Source organism: Luteimonas yindakuii (assembly GCF_004803715.2).
GTDB lineage: Bacteria > Pseudomonadota > Gammaproteobacteria > Xanthomonadales > Xanthomonadaceae > Luteimonas > Luteimonas yindakuii.
The window spans coordinates 1,994,975-2,020,367 of the sequence record NZ_CP039383.2 but is presented as its reverse complement, the minus strand read 5'-3'; the positions used below and the strand labels follow the sequence as shown (position 1 = coordinate 2,020,367).

Sequence of the window (25,393 nt, the reverse complement as noted above, 5' to 3'; positions counted from 1 at the left end):
CGACGTCAGGCCGCCTTCGCCTCGCTGCGGCGCGGGCCCTCGCGCAGCGCACGGCCGACCATCGACACCAGCAGGTCGAGCTCGTCATCGCCGATGGCGAAATGCGGGGTGAAGCGCAGCGAGTTGGCGCCGCCGTGGATCACGCCGATGCCGCGCTCGCGCAGCCACTCCTCGGTGGAGCCTGCGCCGTAGCACTTGAATTCCGGGGCCAGCTCGCAGGAGAACAGCAGGCCGGTGCCCTGCACCCTGGTGATCAGGCCGCCGAGTTCGTTCTTCAGCGCCTCCAGCTTCGCCACCGCCTGCTCGCCGGCGGTGCGGATGTTGGCGCGCAGTTCCGGAGTGATCGCGCCCAGCATGGCGCTGGCGACGTCGAGCGCGCGCGGGTTGGCGGTCATCGTGTTGCCGTACACGCCGCTGCGGTAGAGGTCCGCCGAAGCCTGGCTCACGGCAAGCACGGAGAGCGGGTACTGACCGGCATTGAGCGCCTTGGAATAGGTTTCCATGTCCGGGATCTCGGCATCGCCGAAGCCCGGGTAGTCGACGATCGACAGCACGCCGTGCGCGCGCAGGCCGGCCTGGATCGAGTCCACCAGCAGCAGCCCGCCGTGCTCGCGGGTCAGGCGGCGCGCGGTGTCGTAGAACGCGCGCGGCAGGGCGCGGCCCGGGTCGCCTTCGCCCATCACCGGCTCGAGGAACACCGCCTCGATGAACCAGCCGTTGGCGGCGGCGTCGGCGAACGCCTTCTCCAGCGCGGCCGCGTCGTAGGGCTCGACCGCGATCAGCGAATCCTCGCCACGGAAGCTGGCCAGGTGCTGCAGGTAGGTCTTGCGGGTGGAATCGGAGTACAGCGCCGGGCGCTCGGTGCGGCCGTGGAAGCTGCCCTTGACCACCACGCGCTTGACCGTGGCACCGGCGTGGCGCGCACCCGGATCGGTCTGCAGCTTGGTGTTGATGTCGGCGATGCGCGCGGCCAGGCCTACGGATTCGGAGCCTGAGTTGAGGCACAGGAACGCCGCGAACGGGCAACCGCCCCGGGTATGGCCGATCTCGGCACGCACCGCGCGCTCGAAGCGCAGCTGGGCCAGGCTCGGCGTCATGATGTTGGCCATCGGCTGCGGACGCGACATTGCCTCCAGCACCGCTTCCGGCGTATGGCCGAGGCCGAGCATGCCGTAGCCGCCGGAATCGTGGATCACCGCGCCCTTGAGGGTGACGATCCACGGGCCGTGCGCGGCGAGCGCGACGTACGGGTTCACGCCGTCCACGGGATAGAAGTTCACGAAGCCGGCCTGGACGGCCTGGATCTGCGCGTCCTCGTCCAGGTCGAGCAGGTCGGGGAATTCGCCACGGATGCGCAGGTAGGCCTCGACCGCGTTGACCGCGGCCTGGTGCAGCCCGGCGTCGTCCCCGAAACGGGCGAGGGCGGCGTCGTCGAGGCCGGGGGTGCGGCGGTGGCCGCCATGGGCGCGCAACGGGGCGAGGATCTCGGTGATGCTGGCCATGGGGCCTCCTGTCGTGAACATTCGCCTTCATTATTGGCGACTGGATCGTCGATCGACAGACCGGATTTGTACGAAAATCCTCCTGGAATCGTCATATCGACGAAGCGGAGTGGCAGATGAAGCTTTCCGAGGGCGACCGGCGCCTGTTGTCGGTGCTGCGCGAGGATGCGCGCGCATCCACTGCCGAGATCGCGCGACGGCTCGACATGTCGCGCACCACGGTGCACAGCCGCATCGAACGGCTCGAACGCCAGGGTGTGATTGCGGGCTACACGGTGCGGATGGGCCGCGACGCCGAGCGCGGCCATATCCGCGCGCACATCATGATCACCGTGGCGCCGAAGCAGATGCCGGCGGTGGTGGATGCGCTGCATGCGATGCCGGAACTGCGCGCGCTGCATTCGGTCAGCGGCCCGTTCGACCTGGTGGCGCTGGCGGTGGCACCGGGCGTCGAGGCCATGGATGCGTTGACCGACCGCATCGGCGCGCTGGACGGCGTCGAGCGCACCACATCGTCGATCGTGCTGTCGGCGAAGTTCGAAAGATAAAGCTGTCCCGCGCCACGCGCGGGACGCCACGGTCCCTCTCCCGCCCGCAGAGAACAGGGCGACCTGCAGAGCAGGTGGTGGGGTGAGAGCGTCGGCAGGACACCAGCGTCCCTCTTCCGCTCGCGGGAGAGGGGAACCACCTGCGGCAGCAGAGATGAGGGCGCGCCAGGTTCCTCTCGAAGACCTGACGAAAGAGCGCGTCGCTCCGCGCGGCAGGAGGTGGACGATCCAGCCTGCCCTCATCCGCCCCTGCGGGGCACCTTCTCCCGCAGGCGGGAGAAGGGAAACGGCGAGCCGCACCTCGCCACACAAGAAAGAGATAATCCCCGACCCTTCCGCGCCGCATCGCCCCTTGAAGAAGTCCGACTTCCACTTCGACCTGCCACCCGAGCTCATTGCGCAGGCACCGTTGGCCGAACGCTCCGCCAGCCGTTTGCTGCTGGTGCCACCGGGCGAAGGCGCATTCGAGGACCGCGGCATCACCGACCTGCCGGACCTGCTGCAGCCCGGCGACCTGCTGGTGTTCAACGACACCCGGGTGATCCCGGCGCGGGTGTTCGGCCACAAGGCCAGCGGCGGGCGGGTGGAGATCCTGATCGAGCGGCTGCTGCCGGGCAACGAGGCGCGCGCGCAGCTGGGTGCGAGCAAACCTTCGCGCCCGGGCACGCGCATCACCCTGGAAGGTGGCGGCGAAGCCGAGGTGCTGGGGCGTGACGGCGCGTTCTACCTGCTGCGTTTCGACGTGGATGGTGCATTGGCGACGTGGCTGGAGCGGGCGGGGCAATTGCCGCTGCCGCCGTATATCCGCCGCGAGCCCGGTGCCGATGACAGTGCGCGCTACCAGACCGTGTTCGCGCGCAACACCGGCGCGGTCGCGGCGCCGACCGCGGGCCTGCATTTCGATGAGCCGCTGCTGGAGCGCCTGCGCGCGCGCGGCGTCGGCTTCGGCCACGTCACGCTGCACGTCGGCGCCGGCACGTTCCAGCCGATGCGGGTCGACGACATCCACGAGCACCGCATGCACAGCGAGTGGCTCAACGTCGGTGCCGACCTGGTGGCGCAGGTGCGCGCCACGCGCGCGGCTGGTGGGCGGGTGATCGCGGTCGGGACCACCGTGGTGCGCGCGCTCGAGAGTGCCCGGCAGGGTGGGGCGCTCGTCGATGGCGAGCTGCAGCCATTCGCCGGAGAGACGCAGATCTTCATCTTCCCCGGCTATCGCATCCGCAGCGTCGATGCGTTGCTCACCAATTTCCACCTGCCGGAATCCACCCTGCTGATGCTGGTGTCGGCCTTCAGCGGCCGCGAGCGCATCCTCGCCGCCTACGCCCATGCGGTGCAGGCGCGCTACCGGTTCTTCTCCTACGGCGACGCGATGCTGCTGTTCCCGTCGACACCCGCGTAGTCCGCCCACGCGGCCGGGCGGCCCCGATCGGACCTGGCGCGGCGGCCCGTCGTGCGTGGCCGCTTACAATGCGCGGCCCCCGCATTGCTCCCCGGCGCCCGTTTCGATGTCCCGACTCCGTTTCGATCTCCTCACCCGCGATGGCGCGGCACGCCGTGGCCGGCTGACGTTCCCGCGTGGCACGGTGGAGACGCCGGCGTTCATGCCGGTCGGCACCTACGGCACCGTCAAGGGCATGCTGCCGGACCAGGTGCGCGCGCTCGGCGCGGAAATCATCCTCGGCAACACCTTCCATCTCTACCTGCGTCCCGGCCTCGAGGTGATCGAAGCCCACGGGGGCCTGCATGGCTTTGCGCGCTGGGACGGTCCGATCCTCACCGACTCCGGCGGGTTCCAGGTCTTCTCGCTGGCGCACAAGCGCAGGATCACCGAGGCCGGGGTGACCTTCGCCGCCCCCACCGACGGCTCGAAGGTGTTCCTCGGGCCGGAAGAGTCGATGCACATCCAGAAAGTGCTGGGCTCGGACATCGTGATGATCTTCGACGAGTGCCCGCCGGTGCAGGTCGATGGTCGGCCGGTCGACGAGGACGTGGTGGATCGTTCGATGGAACTGTCGTTGCGCTGGGCGGAGCGTTCGAAGCGCGCGCACGAGGGCAACGACGCCGCGCTGTTCGGCATCGTCCAGGGCGGCGTGCACCACGACCTGCGCACCCGCTCCGCCCAGGGCCTCAGGACAATCGGCTTCGACGGCTACGCCATCGGTGGCCTGGCCGTCGGCGAGACCGAGGACGAGCGCAACGCCATGCTCGACCACACCTGTCCGCAGCTGCCCGAAGATCAGCCGCGCTATCTGATGGGCGTCGGCCGACCGGAGGACCTGGTCGAGGCGGTGGCGCGCGGCGTGGACATGTTCGACTGCGTGATGCCGACCCGCAACGCGCGCAACGGCCACTACTTCACCTCGACCGGTGCGGTGCGCATCCGCAATGCGAAGTACGAACGCGACCTGCGCCCGATCGAGGAAGGTTGCGGCTGCCCCGCCTGCGCAGGCGGCTACAGCCGCGCCTACCTGCGCCACCTCGACCGCTGCAACGAGATGCTGGGGCCGATCCTCGGCACGCTGCACAACCTGTGGCACTACCAGCAGCTGATGGCGGGCATGCGCGCGGCGATCGAGGCGGGAACCTTCACCGCCTTCCGCGAGTCCTTCCACGCACGCCTTGCGGCCGGCCACGGCTGACCGGTACCGGCCCACGGGCCCGCCGGCACGCCGGTTGCGGCCGCGTGGCATAATTCCCCGCTATTTTGCCGAACCCTACGGACCCGACGATGAACCTGCTGGATTTCGTGATCGCTCCCGCCTACGCCGCCGCCCCGGCGCCGGCCGCGCCGAGCATGCTGTCGACGCTGATGTTCCCGATCATCCTGATCGCGATCATGTACTTCCTGATGATCCGCCCGCAGATGAAGCGTGCGAAGGAACATCGCAACATGCTCGAGAAGCTGTCGGTGGGCGACGAGGTCATCACCGGTGGCGGCATCGCCGGCACCGTGCGCTCGATCGGCGACAGCTTCGTCACCGTGGAGATCTCCCACGGCGTGGAGATCCGCGTGCAGAAGGGCTCGATCGGCACCGTGCTGCCCAAGGGCACCTTGAAAGCCGCCTGATCCGAGCTGCAAGACCCGCCGGGGCTGACGCAGGCCCCCGACGCGACTCCCGCACGGCACCAACTCCCCCTCTCCCGTCTGCGGGAGAGGGCAAGGGGTGAGGGCACGATGCACGCCCCCGTTCCATTCCACATACGGCACCCGCAATGCTCGAATTTCCCCGCTGGAAATACGTCCTCATCATCCTCGTGGTGCTCGTGGCGTCGCTGTACGCGCTGCCGAACATCTATCCGCAGGATCCCTCCGTCCAGGTCAACGCCACCCGTGGCGTGGTGGTGGATGAAGCCCTGCGTGGCCGCGTCGAGTCGGTGCTGGCCGATGTCGGCGTGGACGCCAGGGAAATCGAGGTGGACACGGAGGCCGGCAACATGCTGGTGCGCCTGGACGACCTCGACGCGCAGACCCGCGCTTCCGAGGCGCTGCGCAGCGGGCTGGGCGAGGACTACGTGGTCGCGCTCAACCTGGCTTCGACCGTTCCCGACTGGCTGACCCGGCTCAATGCCAAGCCGATGCAGCTCGGCCTCGACCTGCAGGGCGGCGTGCACTTCGTGATGCAGGTCGACCAGCAGGCCGCGCTGGAGCGGCGCCTCGATGCCTATGCCGAAGAAGCGCGCGCGATCCTGCGCGACAATCGCATCCGCTACCAGTCGGTCGACCGTCGTGCCGATGGTGCGATCGTCGCCGTCTTGGAGTCGGAAGCCGACGCCGCCCGCGCCAACACGCTGCTTGCCGCCGACCAGCCCGCGTTGATCCGCACCGTCAGCGACGGCCGCATCACCATGCGCGTGCCGGAGTCGGAACTGCAGCAGATCTCCGCCGACGCGATCGAACAGAACATCACCACGCTGCGCAACCGCATCGACGAGATCGGCGTGTCCGAGCCGGTGATCCAGCGCCAGGGGAACGACCGCGTGGTCGTGCAGCTGCCGGGCGTGCAGGACACCGCCGAGGCCAAGCGCATGATCGGCGCCACCGCGACGCTCGCCTATTACGCGGTCGTCGAGGGCGATGCCTTCGAGGCCCAGCGCACCGGCATCGTCCCGCCGGGCTCGCGCCTGTACACCGACCGCCGCACCGGCGGCCCGGTGCTGCTCAACCGTCGCGTCATCGCCACCGGCGAGGAAATGGTGAGCGCGCAGTCGGCGTACGACGAGAACGGCATGCCGGCAGTGAGCGTCACCCTCAATGCCGCCGCCGGCAAGCGCATGTTCGACTTCACCAGCGCGAACGTGGGCAAGCCGATGGCGGTGGTCTACGTCGAGCGCGTGCCGCAGGTGCGCATGGTCGACGGCGAGGAAGTCCGCAGCTTCCGCGTCAGCGAGGAAGTGATCTCGGTCGCCAACGTCAACGGCGTGTTCGGGCGGCAGTTCCAGACCACCGGCCTCGAGAAGCAGGAGGCCGACGACCTCGCGCGCCTGCTGCGCTCGGGCTCGCTTGCGGCACCGATGGACTTCGTGGAAGAGCGCATCATCGGCCCCAGCCTCGGCAAGGAGAACGTCGAACGTGGCGTCACCGCGGTGGCCTACGCGTTCCTGTTTACCCTGTTCTTCTTCATGCTGTACTACCGCATGTTCGGCCTGATCACCTCGGTCGCGCTGCTGTTCAACCTGATCATCGTGCTGGCGGTGATGTCGATCTTCGGCGCGACGATGACGCTGCCCGGCTTCGCCGGCCTGGCGCTGTCGATCGGCCTGTCGGTGGACGCCAACGTGCTGATCAACGAGCGCATACGCGAGGAGTTGCGGGCGGGGGTGCCGCCCAAGGCGGCGATCGCGGTCGGCTACGACAAGGCCTCCACCTCGATCTTCGACGCCAACGTCACCGGCATCCTCGCGGGCGTGGCGCTGTACGCATTCGGCACCGGCCCGCTGCGCGGATTCGCGATCACCCTGGTGGTCGGCATCCTGGCATCGATGTTCACCGCGCTCACCGTGACCCGCGGCATCGCCACGCTGATGTACGCGCGGCGCAAGAAGCTGAAGACCCTGGCGATCTGACGGGAAACCATGACCATGAAAATCTTCCCGCTGACACTGATCCCGTCCAATCCCAACATCGATTTCATGCGCGTGCGCATGATCGCCATCGTCATTGGCGTATTGATGCTGATCGGCTCGCTCGCCGTGATCGCGATCAATGGCTACAACTTCGCGCTGGACTTCACCGGCGGCACCGCGATCACGCTGCGCTACGAGCAGCCCGCCGACGTCGAGGAAGTGCGCTCGCGCCTGGCCGACAGCGGCCACGAGAACGCGCAGGTGCAGGCCTTCGGTGCCGGCACCGACGTGCTGGTGCGCCTGCAGGCCGAGGGCGAACAGCTCTCCGTCGACGCGAACACCGGCCTGGTGCAGGAAGTGCGCGAAACCGCCAGCGTGCCGGGCAATCCGGCAACGGTACTGAGCAGCGAATCGATCGGCTCGCAGGTGTCGGCGGAGCTCGCCGAGCGTGCCGTCGAGGCGGCGATCTTCGTGCTGGTCGGGTTCCTGATCTACATCGGCTTCCGTTTCGAGTGGAAGTTCGCGGTGGTGGCCAGCGCCACCACGCTGTTCGACGTGCTCGTGGTGGCGGCGTTCTTCTCGCTGACCGGGCGCGAGTTCGACCTGACGGTGCTGGCCGGCCTGCTGTCGGTGATGGGCTTCTCGATCAACGACACCATCGTGGTATTCGACCGCGTGCGCGAGAACTTCCGCACCGTACGCGCCGACCCGCTCGAGATCTTCAACCGGTCGATCAACCAGACGCTGTCGCGCACGATCATCACCTCGGTGGTGTTCTTCCTGTCGGTGGCGGCGCTGTACCTGTATGGCGGTGGTTCGCTGGAAGGCCTGGCGCTGACGCAGATGGCGGGTGCGGTGATCGGCACGCTGTCGTCAATATTCCTGGCCTGTCCGCTGCTGACCTACGGCTTCCTCAGGGTCACCAAGCAGGACCTGCTGCCCAAGGCCAAGGACGAGGCGGCGCTCGCACGTCGGCCCTGACGGGTCGTCATCGGCACCGCAAAAGAAAAGACCGCGCTTCGGCGCGGTCTTTTCGTATCGGTAATCCCTCGCCGAAGAGGCGGAGTCCTTACCCGGACGCGGCGCTCGAGGCACTGGTCAGCCCGAAGGCGGCGGCGTAGCCCGACGCGACGATGACCTTCTGCAGCGGCTCGATCAGGCGCACGTTCGAGGCCAGGATCTGGCGGCTGGCAGTGCCGCGCGCGTCCATCGGGTCGGTGGATGCGCCCTTGAAGTCGGAGACGCTGCCGCCGGCTTCGCGCACCAGCAGCACGCCGGCCGCGATATCCCAGGGCTTTACGCCGGCTTCGAAGTAGCCATCGACGCGGCCAGCGGCGGTATATGCAAGGTCCAGCGCGGCCGAACCGGTGCGGCGGATGTCCTCGGCGTCGCGCAGCAGTTCGCGGATGCATTCCAGCTGTGCGCCGGCACGTGCGCGCTCGCGCGGCGCGAAACCGGTGGCGAGCATCGCACCGGCAAGTTCACGGCGCTCGGCGACGCGCACGCGGCGTTCGTTGAGCTGGGTGCCGGCACCGCGGCTGGCGGTGAACAGCTCGTTGCGCAGCGGATCGAAGATCACCGCGTGCAACGGTTCGCCGTTCTCCACCAGCGCGATCGACACGCACCAGTGCGGCAGCCCACGCAGGTAGTTGCTGGTGCCGTCGAGCGGATCGATCACCCAGGTATAGCGGCTGCCGCTGCCCTTGCCCTTCTGCACGCCGCCTTCCTCGCCGAGGATGGCGTAGTCGGGGTGCGCACGGCGCAGTTCCTTGACGATGGCCTCTTCGGCTAGGCCGTCGACTTCGCTTGCGTAGTCGAGGCGATCCTTCTCCACCACGTTGAGGGCATCGAGCCGGTGCATGTGGCGCAGCAGCACGTTACCGCCGGCGCGCGCCGCCTTGACCATGATGTTGACGGCTGGTTGTAGCATCGCGGACAGCTCCGGGCGCGGTGGGGATCGACAGGGAAAAAGAACGTGCCGGCGTCGTGGCCGGTCGCGCAGTTTACCATTGGCCCCATGGATTCCGCCGTCACCGCAACTGAACGCATCCGCATCGTGCTGGTCGGCACGCAACACCCGGGCAACATCGGCGCGGCCGCGCGCGCGATGAAGACGATGGGCCTGTCGCGGCTTGCGCTGGTCGCGCCGCAGCGCTTCCCGCATGCCGAAGCCGAGGCCATGGCTGCCGGGGCGGATGACGTGCTGGCATCCGCCACCCTGCACGACACCCTGGCCGATGCGATCGCCGATTGCCGCTGGGTTGCCGGGTGCACCGCGCGCGACCGCCGCATCGCGCTGGCCCAATCGGCCCCGCGCGAAGCCGCGGCGCAGGCGCTGGCGCAGGCCGCCGATGGCGAGGTCGCGCTGGTGTTCGGTCGCGAACGCACCGGGCTGGAGAACCACGAGCTGCAGCTGTGCCACGCCGCCGTGCACATCCCGGCCAATCCCGAGTACAGCTCGCTCAACCTCGCCCAGGCGGTGCAGGTGCTGGCATACGAGGTGCGCATCGCGGCACTGGCAGGTCGAACCGGGGAGGCTGTTTTGTCGCCGCTCGGGCATCGCGAGCCACCGGCCAGCCACGCGCAGATGGAAGGCTTCTTCGGCCAGCTTGCTGAAACGCTGGATGCGATCGACTTCCACAAGGGGCGCACGCCGGACGCTGCCCTGCACAAGCTGAGGCGGCTGTTCCTGCGCGCGCAGCCTGACGAACGCGAGGTCCGGCTGCTGCGCGGCGTGCTTGCCGATGCGCAGCGCATGGCCCGCCTGGCGGCCACCCGCGCGGACGACGAAGACGCGCATTAGGCACGCCCACGTGCGCGTTGTGGGCCCGCAGGCCATCGGCTAGGCTGGCGCCAACGCACGCACGTTCGAGTCCCACTTGCCCGCAGCACGACGCTCGATCCCCCGATTGATCTGCGGGTTGGCGCTCGCGTGCCTGGTGGCCTTTGCCGCTGCCACGGGCGCACAGGCACGTGAACTGGTGCTGGGCCGCGTCAGCGACGACCCGCGCCAGCATTACGAACAGCTGCGCCCACTGCTCGATTACGTGGTGCCACGGATGCGCGATGTCGGTATCACCGGCGGCCGCATCCTGATGGCGCGCGATGCCGCGCAGATGGCGAGCTACCTGCGCCGCGGGCGGGTCGACTGGTTCACCGAGACCGCCGCCAGCGCGATGCTGCTCGAACGCAAGGCCGGCGCGCGCCCCTTGTTGCTGACCGAACGCAACGGCGTCAGCCGCTACCACACGGTGTTCTTCGCGCGCACCGACAGCGGGGTCAGCGGGCTGGACGACCTGCGTGGGCGCAGCATCGCACTGCAGAGCCGGGCATCCACCAGCGCCTATTTCGTGCCGGTGATGGAGCTGATCGAGCGCGGCCTGCCGATGGAGATGCTGCCGACCCCGACCGAGGATGGCACCCCCGACAGCGTCGGCTTCGTGCTCGCCCGTTCCGAAAGCAATATTGCCATCTGGGTGCACAAGGGACTGGTCGATGCCGGCGCAATGAGCAGCCTGGACTGGGAGCGCCCGACCACCATGTCGCCGAGCTTCCGTCCCGACCTGCGCATCATCCACGAGACCGGCGAGTACCCGCGTGCCCTGGAAATGGTCCGCGGCGACCTGGAGCCGGCAGTCGCCGCGCGCCTGCGCGAAGTGCTGCTGCAGGCGGCGGACGATCCAGCGGCACGCGAGGCGTTGGCGCATTTCTTCGGCACCACGCGTTTCATCGCGCTGGATCCGCGCAACGAAGCCGGCCTCGGCTATCTGCGCCGGGCGGTTGCCCGCGTGGTCGAGGAGGTCGAGTGAGCCTGCGCTACGGACTTCACGCGCGGCTCCTGACGGTGATCCTCGCGGCTACCGTGATCACGCTGGCGGTGGTCGGGCTGATCCTGCAGCGCCAGGGCGCGATGCAGCGCGAGATGCTCGACCACAGTCGCGAATCCATGCACGCGCTGGTGCACAAGCGGTTGGCCGACCAGGGGCGTGCCACCGTCGAGCGCGTCGCCGAAGGACTGGTCAACCCGCTCTATTACTTCGATCTGGAGGCGATCGGGCAGATCCTTGCGACCATCCGCAGGCAGCCCGACGTGAGCTACGTCGTGGTCTATTCGCCCGATGGCGACGTGCTGCATGACGGTTCGCAGGACATCATGAGCTTCGGCCAGGCCATGGACGATCCGTTCGCCGCCGCCGCGCTTGCGGCGCGCGCACCGCTGGTGCAGTTCGACGAACACGTGCTCGACATCGCGGTGCCGATCTCGCTCGCGGACGAGCGCCTGGGCGGGCTGCGCGTGGGCTATTCGCTGCAGAACGTCGCCGCCGACGAGCAGGCGGCCAACGAGATCCTGAGCCGATCACTGGAGGAAATCAGCGGACGCCACCTGCAGGGGGTGACGCTTTCGCTGGCCGGGCTGGTGCTGCTCGGCGTGGCGTTGAGCCTGCTGGCGCAACGCGCGCTGGTGCGGCCGATCCGCCAGCTGGCGGGCTATGCACGCGAGATCGAGACCGGCAACTTCAACGTCGACGTCGCCGACAGCCGGCGTCGCGACGAGATCGGCGACCTCGTGCGGACGTTCCGCCGCATGAGCGAGAGCATCCGCCGGCATGATCGCGACGTGCGCCGGATGGCCTATACAGATGCGCTGACCGGGCTGTCGAACCGGCTTGCGTTCCGCGAGGTGCTCGACCAGCGCCTGATCGAATCCGGCGGCGCGGCGCGCGGGCTGGCGCTGCTGTTCGCCGATATCGACGACTTCAAGCGCGTCAACGACACCCTCGGCCACGATGCCGGCGACGAGGTGCTGGTGCAGTTCTCCGAACGTATCCGCGACACCGTGGAGCGTTTCGGCGGCGGCGCCACGCTGTCGCGTTTCGGCGGCGACGAATTCGTCATCCTGCTCGAGGGCGACGAGCGCGGGCAGCACCTGCGCGAGACCGCGTCACTGCTCGCGGGCGTGCTGGTCGAGGAGCTGTCGCGGCCGATCGTTGTCCGCGAGCGACCGGTGCACCTGGGCATCTCGGTCGGCATCACGTTGTTCCCCGACGACGCCGGCGGTGCGACCGCGTTGATGAAGAACGGCGACATCGCGATGTACCAGGCCAAGGTTGCCGGCAAGAACTGCTACCGCTTCTACAGCCGCGCGATGGACCAGGCGGTGGAGCGCCGCGTGCAGCTCGAGCAGGACCTGCGCGGTGCCTGGGACCGCGGCGAGCTGACGCTGGCCTACCAGCCGGTGTTCGACATGCGCGCCAACCGGCTGGTGGGCGCGGAGGTGCTGCTGCGCTGGCAACACCCGAAGCACGGCATGGTCGCGCCGTCGGTGTTCATCGAGGTGGCGGAGCAGGGCGGGCTGATCGAGACGCTGGGGCCGCAGGTGCTGCGCATCGCCTGTCGCGATGCGGTGCGCTGGCGCGCGGAATGCGGACAGCCCGATGCGCTGTTCCTCGCGGTCAACGTGTCGCCGCGGCAGCTGCGCGGAGGCGATTTCGCCGCGCAGGTCGAAGAGATCCTCGCCGGGACCGGCCACCCGCCGTCGCTGCTGCACCTCGAGCTCACCGAGACCGCGGTGATCGGCGACGAACTGCGGGTCAGCGGGCTGCTCGGACGGTTGCGCGCCCGCGGGGTGAAGGTGTGGCTCGACGACTTCGGCACCGGCTTTTCCGGGCTGAGCCACCTGCGTCGCGTGCCGATCGACGGGGTCAAGATCGATCGCAGCTTCATCGCCGAAGCGTTGCGCAACCCGGACGATCTGGCGTTGACCACCGCGATCATCGCGATGGCCCATTCGCTGGGGATGACGGTGGTCGCCGAAGGCGTGGAGACCGAAGGGCAGGCCGACCTGCTGCGCGAGCGCGGCTGCGATTACGCCCAGGGCTACTGGCTGGGCCACCCGATGCCGCTGGAGGACCTGATCGCGCTGTGCCGTTGAGGCGCGCGGTCAGAACAGGCTGTCGACCCAGTCCGCGGCGGTCGCGGCCAGCGCTCCCGACAGCACTCCGAACACCGCGATCGCGATCAGCCCCGCGCCCCAGCACACCAGCATGAAGGCGCCGTCGCGCTCGATCAGCGCCAGCGCATAGGCGAGCATCAGCACGCCGAAAATGTAGTTGGTGAACGGGATCGGCAGCGCCAGCAGCAGCCCCAGCACCACCAGCAGCAGCCCGGTGAACATGGTGCCGGGACGACTGTCGAGCACCACCGGCATCCGCGGCCGCACCACCTTTTCGATCCGCGCCAGCCACGGCGCGATGCGCCGCTCGAATCGCATCAGGCTGTGGCGATGGGGCCCGCGGTCGGCGATGAAGCGCGGCAGCCACGGCCGGCGCAGCCCGATCAGCAGCTGCACTCCCACCAGCATCACCAGCGGCCCGCTGATCGCGCCGGCCAGCCCGGGAATCGGGATGAAGGCGGGCAGGGCGGCCACGCACAGCAACATGCCGAACACGCGCTTGCCGAGCCCGGCCAGCAGGTCGCGCAGCTTCAGCAGCTCGTCCGGATCGCCGATCGAGAACGCGGCCAGCAGCGCCCGCAGGCCGGCGTCGGACGCCGGTGCCGCAGGTTCCTCAGCCGTCATCGCCGACCGCCTGCACGGGCAGCCGCTGCAGCAGCAGCTTGTCCACGCGCGGACCGTCGAGATCCACCACCTCGACGCGCCAGCCCGCCCACTGGAAGGACTCGCCGGTGTGCGGGATGCGCCCGAACTGCGCGATCGTCATGCCGGCGGCGGTGTGGTAGTCGTGCAGCTCCTCGTTGGGCAGCGCGCCGCCGCCCAAGAGTTCGCGCACGTGGTCGATCGTCAGTGCGCCGTCGACCAGCAGCGAGCCGTCCTCGCGCGCCACCACCAGCGGCGTGGCATCGGCACCGTCACGGGTCTGGGTACGCCCGATCACCGCCTCCAGCAGGTCGTTGACCGAGATCAGGCCGGTGATGTCGCCGTACTCGTCCACCACCAGTGCCAGCGACTGCTGGTCCTCGCGGAAGATCTCCAGCAGCTTCATCGCCGGCGTCGAGTCGGAGACGAACAGCGGCTCGCGCAGGTACTTGAACAGCTCGAACTCGTGTTCGTCGAGGCGGTCGATCAGCGACTTCACCTCGAGCACGCCGATGACGTCGGCATCGCTGCCGCGCAGCACGGGATAGCGCGAGAACGGGGTGGCGCGCATCGTCGCCAGGTTTTCCTCGAAGCTCTTCCCCGCATCGAGCCAGGTGATGCGGGTGCGCGGCGTCATCAGGCTGTCCGCATCGCGATCACCGAGGTTGAGCACCCGGTTCATCATGTTGCGCTCGGCATCGTCGATGACGCCCTGCTCGTGGCCCTCGCTGACCAGCAGGCGGATCTCCTCTTCGCTGACCTGCGCGGCCTCGGTGCGGTCCAGCCGCAGCAGGCGCAGCACGCTGCGCACGCTTGCGCTGAGCAACCACACGGCCGGCGCGGCGGCGCGCGAGATCCACATCATCGGCAGCGCCACCACCGACGCCAGGCGCTCCGGCGCCAGCAGTGCCAGCCGCTTCGGCAGCAGTTCGCCGAAGACGATGGTGAGGAAGGTGATCAGGCTGACCGCCAGCACCACGCCCAGGGTGTGTGAGGTGGTGCCGAGGGCGGGAATCACGCCAAGCAGCCATTCACCGATGGAACGGCCGATCGCATCGCCGCCGAACATGCCGGTGAGGATGCCGATCAGGGTGATGCCGACCTGCACAGTCGACAGGAACCGTTCCGGATGCTCGGCGAGCACCAGGGCGTGCCGCGCGGTGCGATGCGTCTGCGCCAGCTGCTTGAGGCGGCCCTTCCGGGACGTGACCACCGACATCTCCGACAGCGCGAAGAACGCGTTGCAGGCGATGAGGAAGAGGACGATCAGCAGTTCCAGCATGGGCCGGAGTCCTGATCGGGGAGGGCGGGGAGGCCGCCGGAGAGTCTCGGCGGCGGACTGGAGTCTTCGTCCATCGTGGTCGCGGGGCGCGTCGTGCGCGGGAACGCATGATACCAGCGGGCGTGAGCGCGCCGTGGATGGGGAAATGGCGTGGCGCACCGCAGCGGGTGGGCGATCACGCAGCGGGCCGGGGCCGACCTCCGGGCACGCCGGTTGGCCTGCAGCTTCCGGATTGGCGGACCCCCGACCGTGGCCGATGTGTCAATGCCCCATCCATGCAATGAAAACGTCATAATTCGCGCCCGACGCGCCCGGCCTTCCGTTCCGGGCTTTCGCGAGGCAGCTGCGAATGTTCTCCCTGCAAACCATGTTCGGCCGCGGTAACCAGTTCTATTCGCTGCTCGAGGAGGCCGCCCAGGCCGCCCACGACGCCGCCACCGCGCTGCACCGCATGCTGCGCGAGAGCGACCGCGCGCCCGCGCTGGACGCCTTCAAGCTTGCGCGCCTGCGCGAGCGCGAGGCCTCCAACAAGATCAGCCAGGCGCTGGTGGACAGCTTCATCACCCCGATCGAACGCGAGGACATCGAGGCGCTGGGTTCGGCGCTGTACAAGATTCCCAAGCAGATCGAGAAGTTCGCCGACCGCTATGCGCTGGCGCTGCAGCAGCTCGAGCACATCGACTTCGCCCCGCGCGCGGCGATGCTCGAACAGGCCGCCGGCGTGGTGGTGAAGATGGTGCGGCTGCTGCCGAAGATGAAGCTCGAGCCGATGAAGCAGCTCAACGACGAGCTGCGCGCGCTGGAGAACGAGGCCGACCGGCTGATGCTCGAGCTCTACCGCGACATCTATTCCGGCCGCCTGGACGCGGTGCAGATGTTCCTGCTCAAGGAGTTCTTCGAGATCCTCGAAAAGGCGATCGACCGCTGCCGCGAGGCGGGCGTGGTCGCCTACGAGATCGTCCTCAAGAATTCCTGAGCCGGGAGCGCACCGCCAATGATCCTCCGCATGCCCGCGCGCCGGGAGCCCGCACGATGCTGACCCTCGTCCTGATCGTGGTGCTGACCGCGCTGGTGTTCGAGTACATCAACGGCTTCCACGACACCGCCAACTCCATCGCCACCGTCGTCGCCACCAAGGTGCTGACGCCGATGCAGGCCGTGGGCCTGGCCGCGTCGATGAACCTGATCGGCGCACTGGCGGGTACGGCGGTCGCCCAGACCATCGCGTCGGGGCTGATCAACGCCGGGGTGGTCGACGTCGGCTCGCAGCTGATCCTGTGCGCGCTGCTGGGCGGCATCGTATGGAACCTGATCACCTGGTGGTTCGGGCTGCCGTCGTCGTCGTCGCACGCGTTGATCGGCGGACTGATCGGCGCCGCGCTGGCGGCGGCGGAGATGAACTTCGACGTGGTGATCTGGTCCGAGCCGGCCGAACAGATCTGGCGCAGCGCCGGCGTGCTGTGGAAGGTGATCGTGCCGATGGTGGGCTCGCCCGTCCTCGGGTTCACCTCCGGCTTCCTGATGATGGGCGTGCTGTTCGCGCTCATCGCCGGGATGGCCAGGGCCGGGGGCTGGCTGCGACGGCTGGCGCGGCCACGCTGGGTCAACGGGTTCTTCGGCAAGGCGCAGATCGTCAGCGCCGCCGGCATGGGCTTTGCCCACGGCATGAACGATGCGCAGAAGACCATGGGCATCGTGGCCCTGACCCTGGTCAGCGCCGAGGCGGCCGGCACCCTGGACAACCTGCCGTGGGCACTGGGCTTCCTGCATCCCTCGGAAGAGGCCCTGACCGAGGGCGGCATCGACCTGTGGATCAAGATCACCTGTGCGGTGGTGATGGCGGCGGGGACCGCCGCGGGCGGCTGGCGGATCATCAAGACCCTGGGACACAAGCTGGTCAAGCTGCATCCCATCCATGGCTTCGCTGCCGAAACCAGCGCCGCTTCTGTGATCCTGGCGGCGTCGTCGCTGGGCATCCCGGTGTCGACCACCCACAACATCTCATCGGCGATCATGGGCGTGGGCACGGCCAAGCGCCTCAACGCCATCAAATGGGGCGTGGTGAACAAGATGGTGTGGGCGTGGATCCTGACCATCCCGATGTCGGGCGGCATGGCCTACGGTCTGTTCCGCCTGCTGCAGGGCCTGGGCTGGGCGTAAGGACGGCGGCGGACGACCCGGAAGCAGGACGCCGGGCCGGGTGCGCCCCGCCGAAGTCGGGACACCGCTCTACAGCAGATCGCCATCCGCCGACAGCTCGCGTTCCAGACGGTCGCCCATGCCGCCGATCTCCAGTACCAGCCGCGACAGTTCCGCGGCATCGAGGCAGTCGTAGGGGCGGTTCTCGCACAGCTGCAGATACGGCACGCCGTCGAGTTCGCCGATGGCGAGATAACCCACCCGGCTCTGCCAGTTGAACGCCAGCGCGCGACGTGGATCGACGCCGGTGATCGGCGCGACCGCGGTGCTGACGCGCAGGTACTCGCGGCCGTCGTCGTCATGCAGTTCCGACAGGAAGATCGCCTGGTGGCGACGTCCCTGCTCCAGCGACAGTTCCACGCAGACCACGTACGGCTCCTGCATGGTGATATGGAAGTCCGCGCTGCGCAGCTGGCTGCGGATGCGTTCGAACGTCTGCATGGCCGATCTCCCGGCCCGGTCTCCCCGGGCGTGCACCTATCCTAGGCCCGGACTCACCGGCACGGCCATGACGGAGGACACGTTGGTGACGGAAGACACGCCGACCCGGCGGGCGGAGCGCATCCTCGCGCAGGTGCGGGCGATCCCGCCCGGCGCAGTCGCCGGCTATGGCGAGGTGGCCCGTCGCGCCGGGCTGCCGGGGCGCGCCCGGCTGGTGGCCACGATCCTGTCCGCCAATACGGATCCGTCATTGCCGTGGCATCGCGTGCTGCGCAGCGATGGCCGCATCGCGTTCCCGGAAGACAGCCCCGGCTGGAACGAGCAGCTGCAGCGGCTGCGCGCCGAAGGTGTCCGCGTCGAAGCCGGGCGCGTGCGCGGGCAGTCGGCCGCGGCCAACCTCGACAGCCGCCTGTGGGGTCCGCACGGCTGACCGGCAGCGTCGCCATGAGCCGGCGATCACTGCCCGCGGGTATCATGGCGAGGTCCAACAGGAGCCCGGATGTTGCCCAATCTCCCCCCCGCGACCAAAATCCTGCTGATCCTCAACGGTGCGGTGTTCGTGGCCCAGTTGCTGCTGGGCAGCTACCTGTTCGCTCCCCTGATGCTGTGGCCGATCGGTGGTGCCGAAGCCGGCGGGCTCGGCTTCATGCCGTGGCAGCTGCTGACCTACGGTTTCCTGCACGCGCACATGGCGCACCTGCTGGTGAACATGCTGGCGCTGCTGATGTTCGGCTCGCAGCTCGAATACACCTGGGGCCAGCGGCGGTTCCTGATCTATTTCCTGGTGTGCGTGGTCGGCGCGGGCCTGTGCCAGCTGGTGGTGGTGAGCTGGTCGCTGGCATCCGGCGGCGGCACGTATCCGACCGTGGGTGCGTCCGGCGGCATGTTCGGCCTGCTGCTGGCGTTCGGCATGCTGTTCCCGCATCGCCGGGTCATGCTGCTGATCCCGCCGATCCCGATGAAGGCACGCACGCTGGTGATCGTCTATGGCTCGATCGAGCTGCTGATGGGCATCACCGGTACCCGGTCCGGCGTGGCCCACTTCGCCCATCTCGGCGGCATGCTGTTCGGCTGGCTGCTGATCCAGCAATGGCGTGGCCGGCCTCCGTTCGGGCCGCGACTGCGCCCGCGCGGCAACGTGCGGCGCTTCTGAGCGGCTGCGATGGCGGGCCGCGATTGACGCGGCGCTATGGTCCATGGAGCCGAAAAAGAAGGGCGCCCTGTCGGGGCGCCCTTCTTCAATTGCAGGGACGTACTTGTCGCGGCCACGTCTCAGCGCCAGATCCGGATCTGCTCGGCTTCGTTGCGCTGCATCGGGGTGCCGGCCTCGCATGAGAACGCCGTGCCGAATGCCGCGAGGTTGGCAAGCGGGCCGTTGGTGCGCCACTGGCCCGGCGCATGCGGCGAGGTCAGCGCCGCCTGCTGGGCCGCGGCCGGCGCCGCCTGCTGGCGCCACAGTTCCGCCCACGCGGCGAAGAACTCCTGCGAGGCCTCCGGTGCCGTCCCGGGGTTGGCGGTCTGGAACGCATCCACGGCCAGCTCCACGCCGGCGAGGTCGGCGGCGTTCTCGTCGCGCGTCCGCGTGCCGTCGACGTTGACCGCGGTCAGCCCGGGGTAGGGATAGGCGCTGTACTGCACCGCCAGCCGCGAGGCCATGCCCTCCCACGCGGCCAGGTCGTCCGGGCTCCACCAGGTGCGCACGTCCTGCCTGGCATCGACGACGCGGCCGCGGATATCGACGCTGCGGCCCAGTTCGTGGCCGACCAACGCGCCGTAGCTGCCGTAATGAGCAGCCGGCGCGCGCGCGGCATCCAGCACCGGCGGCTGCAGCACGGCGGCGGAGACGATCAGCCGGTTCTGCGTGAGGTCGTAGGCCAGCGCCGGTTGCTGCGGCAGCACGTCCCAGCGGCGGTCGGCGTTGGCGCGGCCGATGCGCTTCATCTCCTCGCGATGGCGCCAGGTCGAGGCGATCAGCATGTTGCCGCCGAAGCTGCCGCGGCCCATCGGCTGCACGGTGAAGTCCAGGTCCTCGACGGGCGCGCCCACTTCGATGCGGATGGTGGATGCCTTGGCCAGGGCTTCCGCCTTCGTGGCCGGAGTCATCCAGCTGCTGCGCTCGATGCTGCGCACCAGTGCGTCGCGCACCTGGGTGGCGATGGTGCCGGCGCGCTCGCGGGTGGCGGCCGGCAGGTGGCGCGCCACGTATTCGCGCGCGAGCATCGGGCCGGCGGCCTTGTTGATCGCGTCGAGCGTAAGCGTCTCGCGCGTGGCCGGCTGGGTTTCGCCGCGCAGCACGCGGCCGCGGAAGGCGAAGTCGGCATCGCGCCACGGCTTCGACAGGTAGGGCGCCATCGCGGTGCCGACGTGGAAGCGCAGGTAATGCTTCCACTGTTCGACCGGCAGGCCGGCGACAAAGGTGTTGAGGTCGGCGAACAGCTCCGGCGGCGCCAGCGACACCACGTCGTCCTGCACGCCCTGCGCGGTCAGGAACTCGGCCAGCTGCAGGTTGCGGTACTGGCGGGCGGCATCGCGCACCGGCACGCGGGCGTAGTTGGCGCGGGGGCCGGGGCTGTCGGCCAGCGCGCCGGACTTCTGCGCGATGCGGGTCTCGAGTTCGATCACCTGGCCCGCGGCCGCGTCCGCCTGGGCTTCGGGAACGCCGGTCAGGACGAGGATGTTGCGCACGTACTCGCGGTAGCGGCCAAGCAGCGCCTGGCTGTTGGCGTCGCCGCGGGTGTAGAAGGCCGGATCGGGCAGGCCCAGCCCGCCCTGGGTGAAGTAGCCGATGTGGCGGCCGAGGTCGGCGAGATCGACGTCGGCGTTGAAATTGAACGCCACCGGGATGCCCACCTGGTGCAGGGCCGCGATGGCCGGTGCGATATGACGGGCCCGACGGATCGCGTCGATGCGTGCCAGCAGCGGCGCGATCGGCTGTGCGCCGTCGGCTTCCACCGCCGCCTCGTCGAGGCCGCTGGCCCAGAAGTCGCCCAGCAGCTGCTGCACGTTGTTGGCCGGCTGGCGCATGGCGGCGTCGAGCAGGTCGCGCTGCTGCTGCAGGGAGCGCTGCTGCAGCTCACCCAGTGCGGTCACCATGCCCTGCGCAGGCACCGGGGTAGCGGCCAGCCAGTCCTTGTTGTGGAAGCTGTAGAAATCGGTGCAGGCGGTCGGGCCCGGCGGCGGCTTCGGCGCGGCGGCGCGACGGCGTTGCGCATCGGCATCGGTGGCGGCACCCAGCAGCGCGAGGATGCCGGCGGCAAGCAGGGTGGGGCGGATAAAAGCGGACAGGGGGGCGATCGGCATTGCAGGTTCCATGGCTGCGGTCTGCGCGGAGTTTAGCCGCGGCCGCGTGAGGCATCGACGGATGCGCGCGTGGTCGACGGTGCCTGGAATGCGAAAGGCCGGGACGGACCCGGCCTTTCGCGTCACACATCCATCGAAGGTCGGTTACCAGATCACGATGCGCTCGGCGCCGGCGCGCACCATCGGGCTGCCTGCCTCGCAGGAGAACGCGGCGGCAAACGCCGGCAGGTTCGACGGCGCACCGATGGCGCGGAAGTTGGCCGGCGCGTGCGGATCGGTCGCCAGCCGCACCTTCAGCTCCTCCGGGGTGAAGTTGCGGCGCCATACCGTCGCCCAGTTGAGGAAGAAGCGCTGGTCCTGGCTGAGGCCATCGACATTCGGATCCTGCTCGCCCTCGCGGGCGCGCTGCAGGGCATCGTAGGCGACCGCGAGGCCGCCGAGGTCGGCGATGTTCTCACCCAGCGTCAGGGTGCCGTTGACGTGCTGGCCCGGGGCGGCCTGGTAGGCGTCGAACTGTGCGACCAGGCGGTCGGTGAGCGCGCGGAAGCCGCTGGCGTCGGCTTCGGTCCACCAGTTCTCGAAGTTGCCGGTCGGCCCGAAGCGGCTGCCCTGGTCGTCGTAGCCGTGGATCATCTCGTGGCCGATCACCGCGCCGATGCCGCCGTAGTTGAGCGCGTCGTCGGCGTTCGGATCGAAGAACGGCGGCTGCAGGATCGCGGCGGGGAACACGATCTCGTTGGCCTGCGGGTTGTAGTAGGCGTTGACCGTCTGCGGCGGCATGAACCACTCGTCCGGATCCACGGGCTTGCCGATCTTGCCGAGCTGCCAGCGGTGGTTGAACTCGCGCGCGGCAAGCACGTTGTCGATATAGCTGTCGCGGCTCGTTGCAAGCCCGCTCCAGTCGCGCCAGTTGGCGGGGTAACCGATCTTCGGGGTGAACGTCTCCCACTTGGCCATCGCCTTGGCGCGCGTGTCCTCGCCCATCCATTCGAGGTTTTCCAGCCGCGCCTTCAGCGCCGCACCGAGGTTGGCGACCAGCTCCTCCATCCGCGCCTTGGACGCAGCCGGGAACGCGGCGTCCACGTAGATCTGGCCCAGCGCCTCGCCGGCGCTGCCGTTGAGGGTGTTGAGCGCACGCTTCCAGCGCGGTTCGATCTCCTGCTGGCCGCGCATGGTCTTGCCGTAGAACTCGTAGTTGGCATTGGCGAAGTCGCTGGACAGGAACGGCGAGGCGCTGTCGACGGTGTGGAAGCGCAGATAGGCCTTCCAGGTGTCGACCGGCACGCTGGTGAGCATGGCGTCCACCTCGCGGTGGAACTCGGGCATCGCCAGCGAGAACGTCGCCGGGGCATCGATGCCCTGCGCGGCGAAGAACGCCGTCCACGGGAAATTCGGTGTCAGTGCATCCGCATCCGCCGGGGTGACCGGGTTGTAGAACAGCGAGGCGTCGCGCGAGAGTTCCACCTGCGACCGCGACTTGTCGGCCAGGCGGGTCTCGAACGCGACCACCGCGCGGGCCTGCTCGCGTGCGGCGTCGGCGGCAATGCCTGACAGCTCGAGCACGCGCGCCACGTGGCGCTCGTAGGCGGCCAGCTTGTCCTTGTGGGTGGCCTCGAAGTAGTAGGTCTTGTCGGGCAGGCCCAGGCCGCCCTGCGCGGCGTAGGCGATGTTGACCTTCGAGTCCTTGAAGTCGGCGTTGGGGCCGAAGCTCACCAGAAAGCTCTCGCCGCGCGCGGCGCTGGTGCGCAGGTAATCGGCCACGCCGGCACCGTCGGCGAGGGCATCGATCGCATCCAGACGGCCCTGGATCGGCGCCAGGCCCTGCGCCTCGATCGCGGCCTCGTCCATGCCGGTGGCCCAGAAGTCGCCGACGATCTTCGCCACGCCGGTGGCGCTGGTGTCGTCCGCCGCCTGCTCGGCGAGCTGGCGCTGTGCGGCCAGCGAACGCTCCACCAGCATCTCGAACGAGCCCCAGGTGGTGCGGTCGCCGGGAATGGCATTGGCGGCCAGCCACTTGCCGTTCGCATGCGCGTTGAGGTCCTGGCAGGCGCTCACGGCTCCGTCCAGATCGGCCAGCTGGAAGCGGTTGACCGGCGGCAGCTTGGCGTCATCCAGTCGTGGTGCAGCGGCGGCTGCCGGCGCGGTGGCGGTGGTGTCGGCCGCTGGTGCGGCGTCGCGGCTGCAGGCGCCCAGCGCCAGCGACACGGCCAGCGACAGGGCGAGGATTTTCGGGGTGTTCGCGATCACGTTCGACTCCGCCCGTCACGGGCCAGGATGGTGGGATGCCGCCGCAATGTACGCCTGCCCGCGGCCGCCGGTGGGTGTCGAAGGTCATGGCCCACCAGGCAGCGCAGGGCCGGGCACGGCACCGCAGGATGCCACCAGCGCACGATCGCCTCGCAGATGCACGCTTCCGCTCAGGACGGCTCCGGGCCCGCTGGTGGCGTGGTGTGATCGCCTTTCGATGCCGGCTCCACGGTCACGGGGCCCAGCACGCGACCCGGACGCCTCGGAGTGGTGAAGGGCGTCGGCTTCGGCGCGGCAGGCACGTTCCTGCGGACCGCGCGCATGCCCGCGCGCACGTCCCCGCCACCGGCGATTTCCAGTTCGAAGCGCTCTTCGTCCAGCTTGCGGACTTCGGCGCTGACCGCCGCGGCCTCGTCGGCATCCACGCCAAGCTCGCGCAACGCCACCTCGCCGAAGCGCAACGCCGACTCGAAGGTTTCGCGGATCTGGTAGTCCACGCCTGTCGCGGTGAGCTCGAGCGAATGCCGGCGATCGTAGGATCGCACCAGCAGGCGCGCCTGCGGAAAGGCGTGGCGAACGAGTTCGGCGATCCGGGTCGCGGCCTTGCGGTCGTCGATACAGACCGCGATCGCGCGCGCCTGCGCGGCGCCCGACGCGTGGAGCACGTCCAGGCGCGTGCCGTCGCCGTAATACACCTTGAAACCGAATTCCGTCGCGTTGCGGATCCTGTCGACGTCGGCATCGATGATGGTGACGTCGACATCGCGCGCAAGCAGGGCCTGGCTCATGACCTGCCCGAAGCGTCCGAATCCGATGATCAGCACGGCGCCATGCTGGTCGTGCACTTCTTCCACGCCGGCGAGGGAGGGCGCGGCGCGGCGATGGAACTGCCGTAGCAGCACTACCACCAGCGGCGTCAGTGCCATCGACAGCACCACCACCGCAGTGAAGTTGGCATTCGCGGCGCCGCCGATCACACCCGACGACTGCGCCGCCGCATACAGCACGAACGCGAACTCGCCGCCCTGTGCCATGAGCGTCGCGCGGTCCAGCGCCTCGTCGTGCGGGGCTCTCGTCACGCGGGCGACCGCATAGATGCACGCGGCCTTGGCCGCCATCATCGCCGGGACCAGCATCGCGATGAGCGCCCAGTTCGCCGCGACCACGGCGAGGTCCAGCGACATCCCGACCGCAACGAAGAACAGGCCGAGCAGGAGCCCGCGAAAGGGCTCGATGTCGGCCTCGAGCTGGTGGCGGAAGGTGGATTCCGACAGCAGCACCCCGGCAAGGAACGCCCCGGTGGCCGTGGACAGCCCGCCCATGTCCATCAGCAGCGCGGCACCGAGCACCACCAGCAGCGCGGCGGCGGTCATGACCTCGCGCGCGCCGGCGCGGGCCAGCAGGCGGAACAGCGGGTTGAGCAGGTACAGGCCCGCCACCACCAGGCCGGCCAGCGACAGCAGGGCCACGAGCGCCGCGACGCCGCGCGAGCCGGCGGCATGGTCGTCCGGCAATGGCGACATCAGCGCCACCAGTGCCAGCAGCGGGACGATCAGGAGGTCCTCGAACAGCAGCACCGACACCATCTTCTGCCCGCGCCGGGTGGCGATGTCGCCGCGTTCGGCCAGCGCCTGCATGACGATGGCGGTCGACGTCAGCACGAACCCCGTCGCGCCCACGAAGGCCGTCGCCGGCGGAAACCCGAACGACCAGGCGACCACGGTCAGCACGGCGCTGCAGGTGGCGATCTGCAGCGACCCCAGGCCGAAGATCTGCCGGCGCAGGCCCCACAGGTGCGAAGGGCGCATCTCCAGACCGATCACGAACAGGAACATCACCACGCCGAGTTCCGCGACATGCAGGATGGCTTGCGGATCGGCGAAGAGCGCAAGTCCGAACGGCCCGATCAGCAGCCCGGCGGAGAGGTAACCCAGGACCGAGCCCAGCCCGAGGCGGCGGAACAGCGCAACCGCCAGCACCGCCGCCCCCAGCAGGACGACCATCTGCACCAGCTGGTGGGTGACGTCGCCGTGTTCCATCAGCGGGCCCGGGTGGACGCGGTCAGGCCGTGCGGCAAGGACGGCGCACCTCGCGCCTGGCGTCGCCGGTCTGCCATGTCCGTCTCCCCGCGATGCAGTGCATGCATCGTGGCACAGCACACCCGGCGGGCAGTATCGATCGGCGGGCGTCAGCACGATGCCATCTGCGCGTT

Annotated in this window: 21 protein-coding genes; 13 read left to right on the top strand and 8 right to left on the bottom strand. The window is 69.1% G+C overall.

The features are described 5' to 3' along the window. Nucleotides 1-5: 5 nt before the first annotated feature. A complete protein-coding gene (locus tag E5843_RS09190) occupies nt 6-1,502 on the bottom strand; it encodes an aminotransferase class III-fold pyridoxal phosphate-dependent enzyme (RefSeq protein WP_136412482.1) in 1,497 nt (498 codons plus the stop codon). 116 nt (nt 1,503-1,618) lie between these two features. Between E5843_RS09190 and E5843_RS09185 the strand changes: the two genes are divergently transcribed. From E5843_RS09185 to secF, 6 genes are all read left to right on the top strand, one after another. Continuing rightward, nucleotides 1,619-2,050, top strand: coding sequence for an Lrp/AsnC family transcriptional regulator (locus E5843_RS09185; RefSeq protein WP_136412481.1), 432 nt, complete (start codon nt 1,619-1,621; stop codon nt 2,048-2,050). Between the two features lie 352 nt (nt 2,051-2,402). After that, a complete protein-coding gene (gene queA, locus E5843_RS09180) occupies nt 2,403-3,452 on the top strand; it encodes a tRNA preQ1(34) S-adenosylmethionine ribosyltransferase-isomerase QueA (protein ID WP_244240760.1) in 1,050 nt (349 codons plus the stop codon). Between the two features lie 106 nt (nt 3,453-3,558). Continuing rightward, nucleotides 3,559-4,692, top strand: coding sequence for a tRNA guanosine(34) transglycosylase Tgt (tgt, locus tag E5843_RS09175; protein WP_136412479.1), 1,134 nt, complete (start codon nt 3,559-3,561; stop codon nt 4,690-4,692). An 89-nt stretch (nt 4,693-4,781) separates the two neighbouring features. Then, the gene (gene yajC / locus E5843_RS09170) at nt 4,782-5,120 is read left to right on the top strand and encodes a preprotein translocase subunit YajC (RefSeq protein WP_134673681.1); all 339 of its coding nucleotides are present in this window, start codon (nt 4,782-4,784) and stop codon (nt 5,118-5,120) included. A gap of 146 nt (nt 5,121-5,266) precedes the next feature. Then, nucleotides 5,267-7,117 carry a protein translocase subunit SecD gene (secD, locus tag E5843_RS09165; RefSeq protein ID WP_136412478.1) on the top strand — a complete coding sequence of 617 codons (1,851 nt, stop codon included), beginning with the start codon at nt 5,267-5,269 and terminating at the stop codon, nt 7,115-7,117. A 15-nt stretch (nt 7,118-7,132) separates the two neighbouring features. Continuing rightward, complete coding sequence (gene secF, locus E5843_RS09160) at nt 7,133-8,098, top strand: protein translocase subunit SecF (RefSeq protein ID WP_134673679.1); 966 nt, start codon at nt 7,133-7,135, stop codon at nt 8,096-8,098. A gap of 88 nt (nt 8,099-8,186) precedes the next feature. Here secF and E5843_RS09155 read toward each other — a convergent pair whose 3' ends face one another. Next, nucleotides 8,187-9,047, bottom strand: a complete 861-nt coding sequence (locus E5843_RS09155) for an inositol monophosphatase family protein (protein WP_136412477.1) — start codon at nt 9,045-9,047, stop codon at nt 8,187-8,189. An 87-nt stretch (nt 9,048-9,134) separates the two neighbouring features. Between E5843_RS09155 and E5843_RS09150 the strand changes: the two genes are divergently transcribed. The 3 genes from E5843_RS09150 (at nt 9,135) to E5843_RS09140 (ending at nt 13,049) form a co-directional block, all read left to right on the top strand. Then, nucleotides 9,135-9,920, top strand: coding sequence for an RNA methyltransferase (locus tag E5843_RS09150; protein WP_136412476.1), 786 nt, complete (start codon nt 9,135-9,137; stop codon nt 9,918-9,920). Between the two features lie 76 nt (nt 9,921-9,996). Beyond that, the gene (locus tag E5843_RS09145) at nt 9,997-10,926 is read left to right on the top strand and encodes a phosphate/phosphite/phosphonate ABC transporter substrate-binding protein (protein ID WP_136412475.1); all 930 of its coding nucleotides are present in this window, start codon (nt 9,997-9,999) and stop codon (nt 10,924-10,926) included. Beyond that, nucleotides 10,923-13,049 (top strand): putative bifunctional diguanylate cyclase/phosphodiesterase, encoded by a 2,127-nt coding sequence (locus tag E5843_RS09140; protein ID WP_244240759.1) that lies wholly within the window; start codon nt 10,923-10,925, stop codon nt 13,047-13,049. The genes E5843_RS09145 and E5843_RS09140 overlap by 4 nt, the downstream gene beginning before the upstream one ends. A 9-nt stretch (nt 13,050-13,058) precedes the next feature. Here E5843_RS09140 and E5843_RS09135 read toward each other — a convergent pair whose 3' ends face one another. After that, complete coding sequence (locus E5843_RS09135; protein ID WP_141065938.1) at nt 13,059-13,694, bottom strand: exopolysaccharide biosynthesis protein; 636 nt, start codon at nt 13,692-13,694, stop codon at nt 13,059-13,061. Next, complete coding sequence (locus E5843_RS09130; protein WP_134673674.1) at nt 13,684-14,994, bottom strand: hemolysin family protein; 1,311 nt, start codon at nt 14,992-14,994, stop codon at nt 13,684-13,686. Before E5843_RS09130 ends, E5843_RS09135 begins: the two co-directional genes overlap by 11 nt. A gap of 349 nt (nt 14,995-15,343) precedes the next feature. On the opposite strand from E5843_RS09130, the gene E5843_RS09125 reads away from it, so the two are divergent. After that, nucleotides 15,344-15,970: a DUF47 domain-containing protein gene (locus E5843_RS09125; protein WP_134673673.1), complete on the top strand. Its 627-nt coding sequence runs from the start codon at nt 15,344-15,346 to the stop codon at nt 15,968-15,970. A 56-nt stretch (nt 15,971-16,026) separates the two neighbouring features. Continuing rightward, a complete protein-coding gene (locus tag E5843_RS09120; RefSeq protein WP_134673672.1) occupies nt 16,027-17,154 on the top strand; it encodes an inorganic phosphate transporter in 1,128 nt (375 codons plus the stop codon). A 69-nt stretch (nt 17,155-17,223) separates the two neighbouring features. On the opposite strand, the gene E5843_RS09115 is transcribed toward E5843_RS09120, so the two are convergent. Further along, nucleotides 17,224-17,634: a hypothetical protein gene (locus E5843_RS09115; protein ID WP_134673671.1), complete on the bottom strand. Its 411-nt coding sequence runs from the start codon at nt 17,632-17,634 to the stop codon at nt 17,224-17,226. 67 nt (nt 17,635-17,701) lie between these two features. On the opposite strand from E5843_RS09115, the gene E5843_RS09110 reads away from it, so the two are divergent. After that, the gene (locus E5843_RS09110; RefSeq protein ID WP_136412473.1) at nt 17,702-18,064 is read left to right on the top strand and encodes an MGMT family protein; all 363 of its coding nucleotides are present in this window, start codon (nt 17,702-17,704) and stop codon (nt 18,062-18,064) included. Between the two features lie 69 nt (nt 18,065-18,133). Beyond that, nucleotides 18,134-18,787 carry a rhomboid family intramembrane serine protease gene (locus E5843_RS09105; RefSeq protein ID WP_134673669.1) on the top strand — a complete coding sequence of 218 codons (654 nt, stop codon included), beginning with the start codon at nt 18,134-18,136 and terminating at the stop codon, nt 18,785-18,787. Nucleotides 18,788-18,906: 119 nt separating this feature from the next. On the opposite strand, the gene E5843_RS09100 is transcribed toward E5843_RS09105, so the two are convergent. From E5843_RS09100 to E5843_RS09090, 3 genes are all read right to left on the bottom strand, one after another. Continuing rightward, entirely contained in the window at nt 18,907-20,934 is a 2,028-nt protein-coding gene (locus E5843_RS09100; RefSeq protein WP_141065937.1) for a M13-type metalloendopeptidase, read from the bottom strand. Nucleotides 20,935-21,078: 144 nt separating this feature from the next. Further along, nucleotides 21,079-23,181: a M13 family metallopeptidase gene (locus E5843_RS09095; RefSeq protein WP_166815964.1), complete on the bottom strand. Its 2,103-nt coding sequence runs from the start codon at nt 23,179-23,181 to the stop codon at nt 21,079-21,081. Between the two features lie 170 nt (nt 23,182-23,351). Beyond that, nucleotides 23,352-25,220: a monovalent cation:proton antiporter-2 (CPA2) family protein gene (locus E5843_RS09090; protein WP_141065936.1), complete on the bottom strand. Its 1,869-nt coding sequence runs from the start codon at nt 25,218-25,220 to the stop codon at nt 23,352-23,354. Nucleotides 25,221-25,393: the final 173 nt, after the last annotated feature.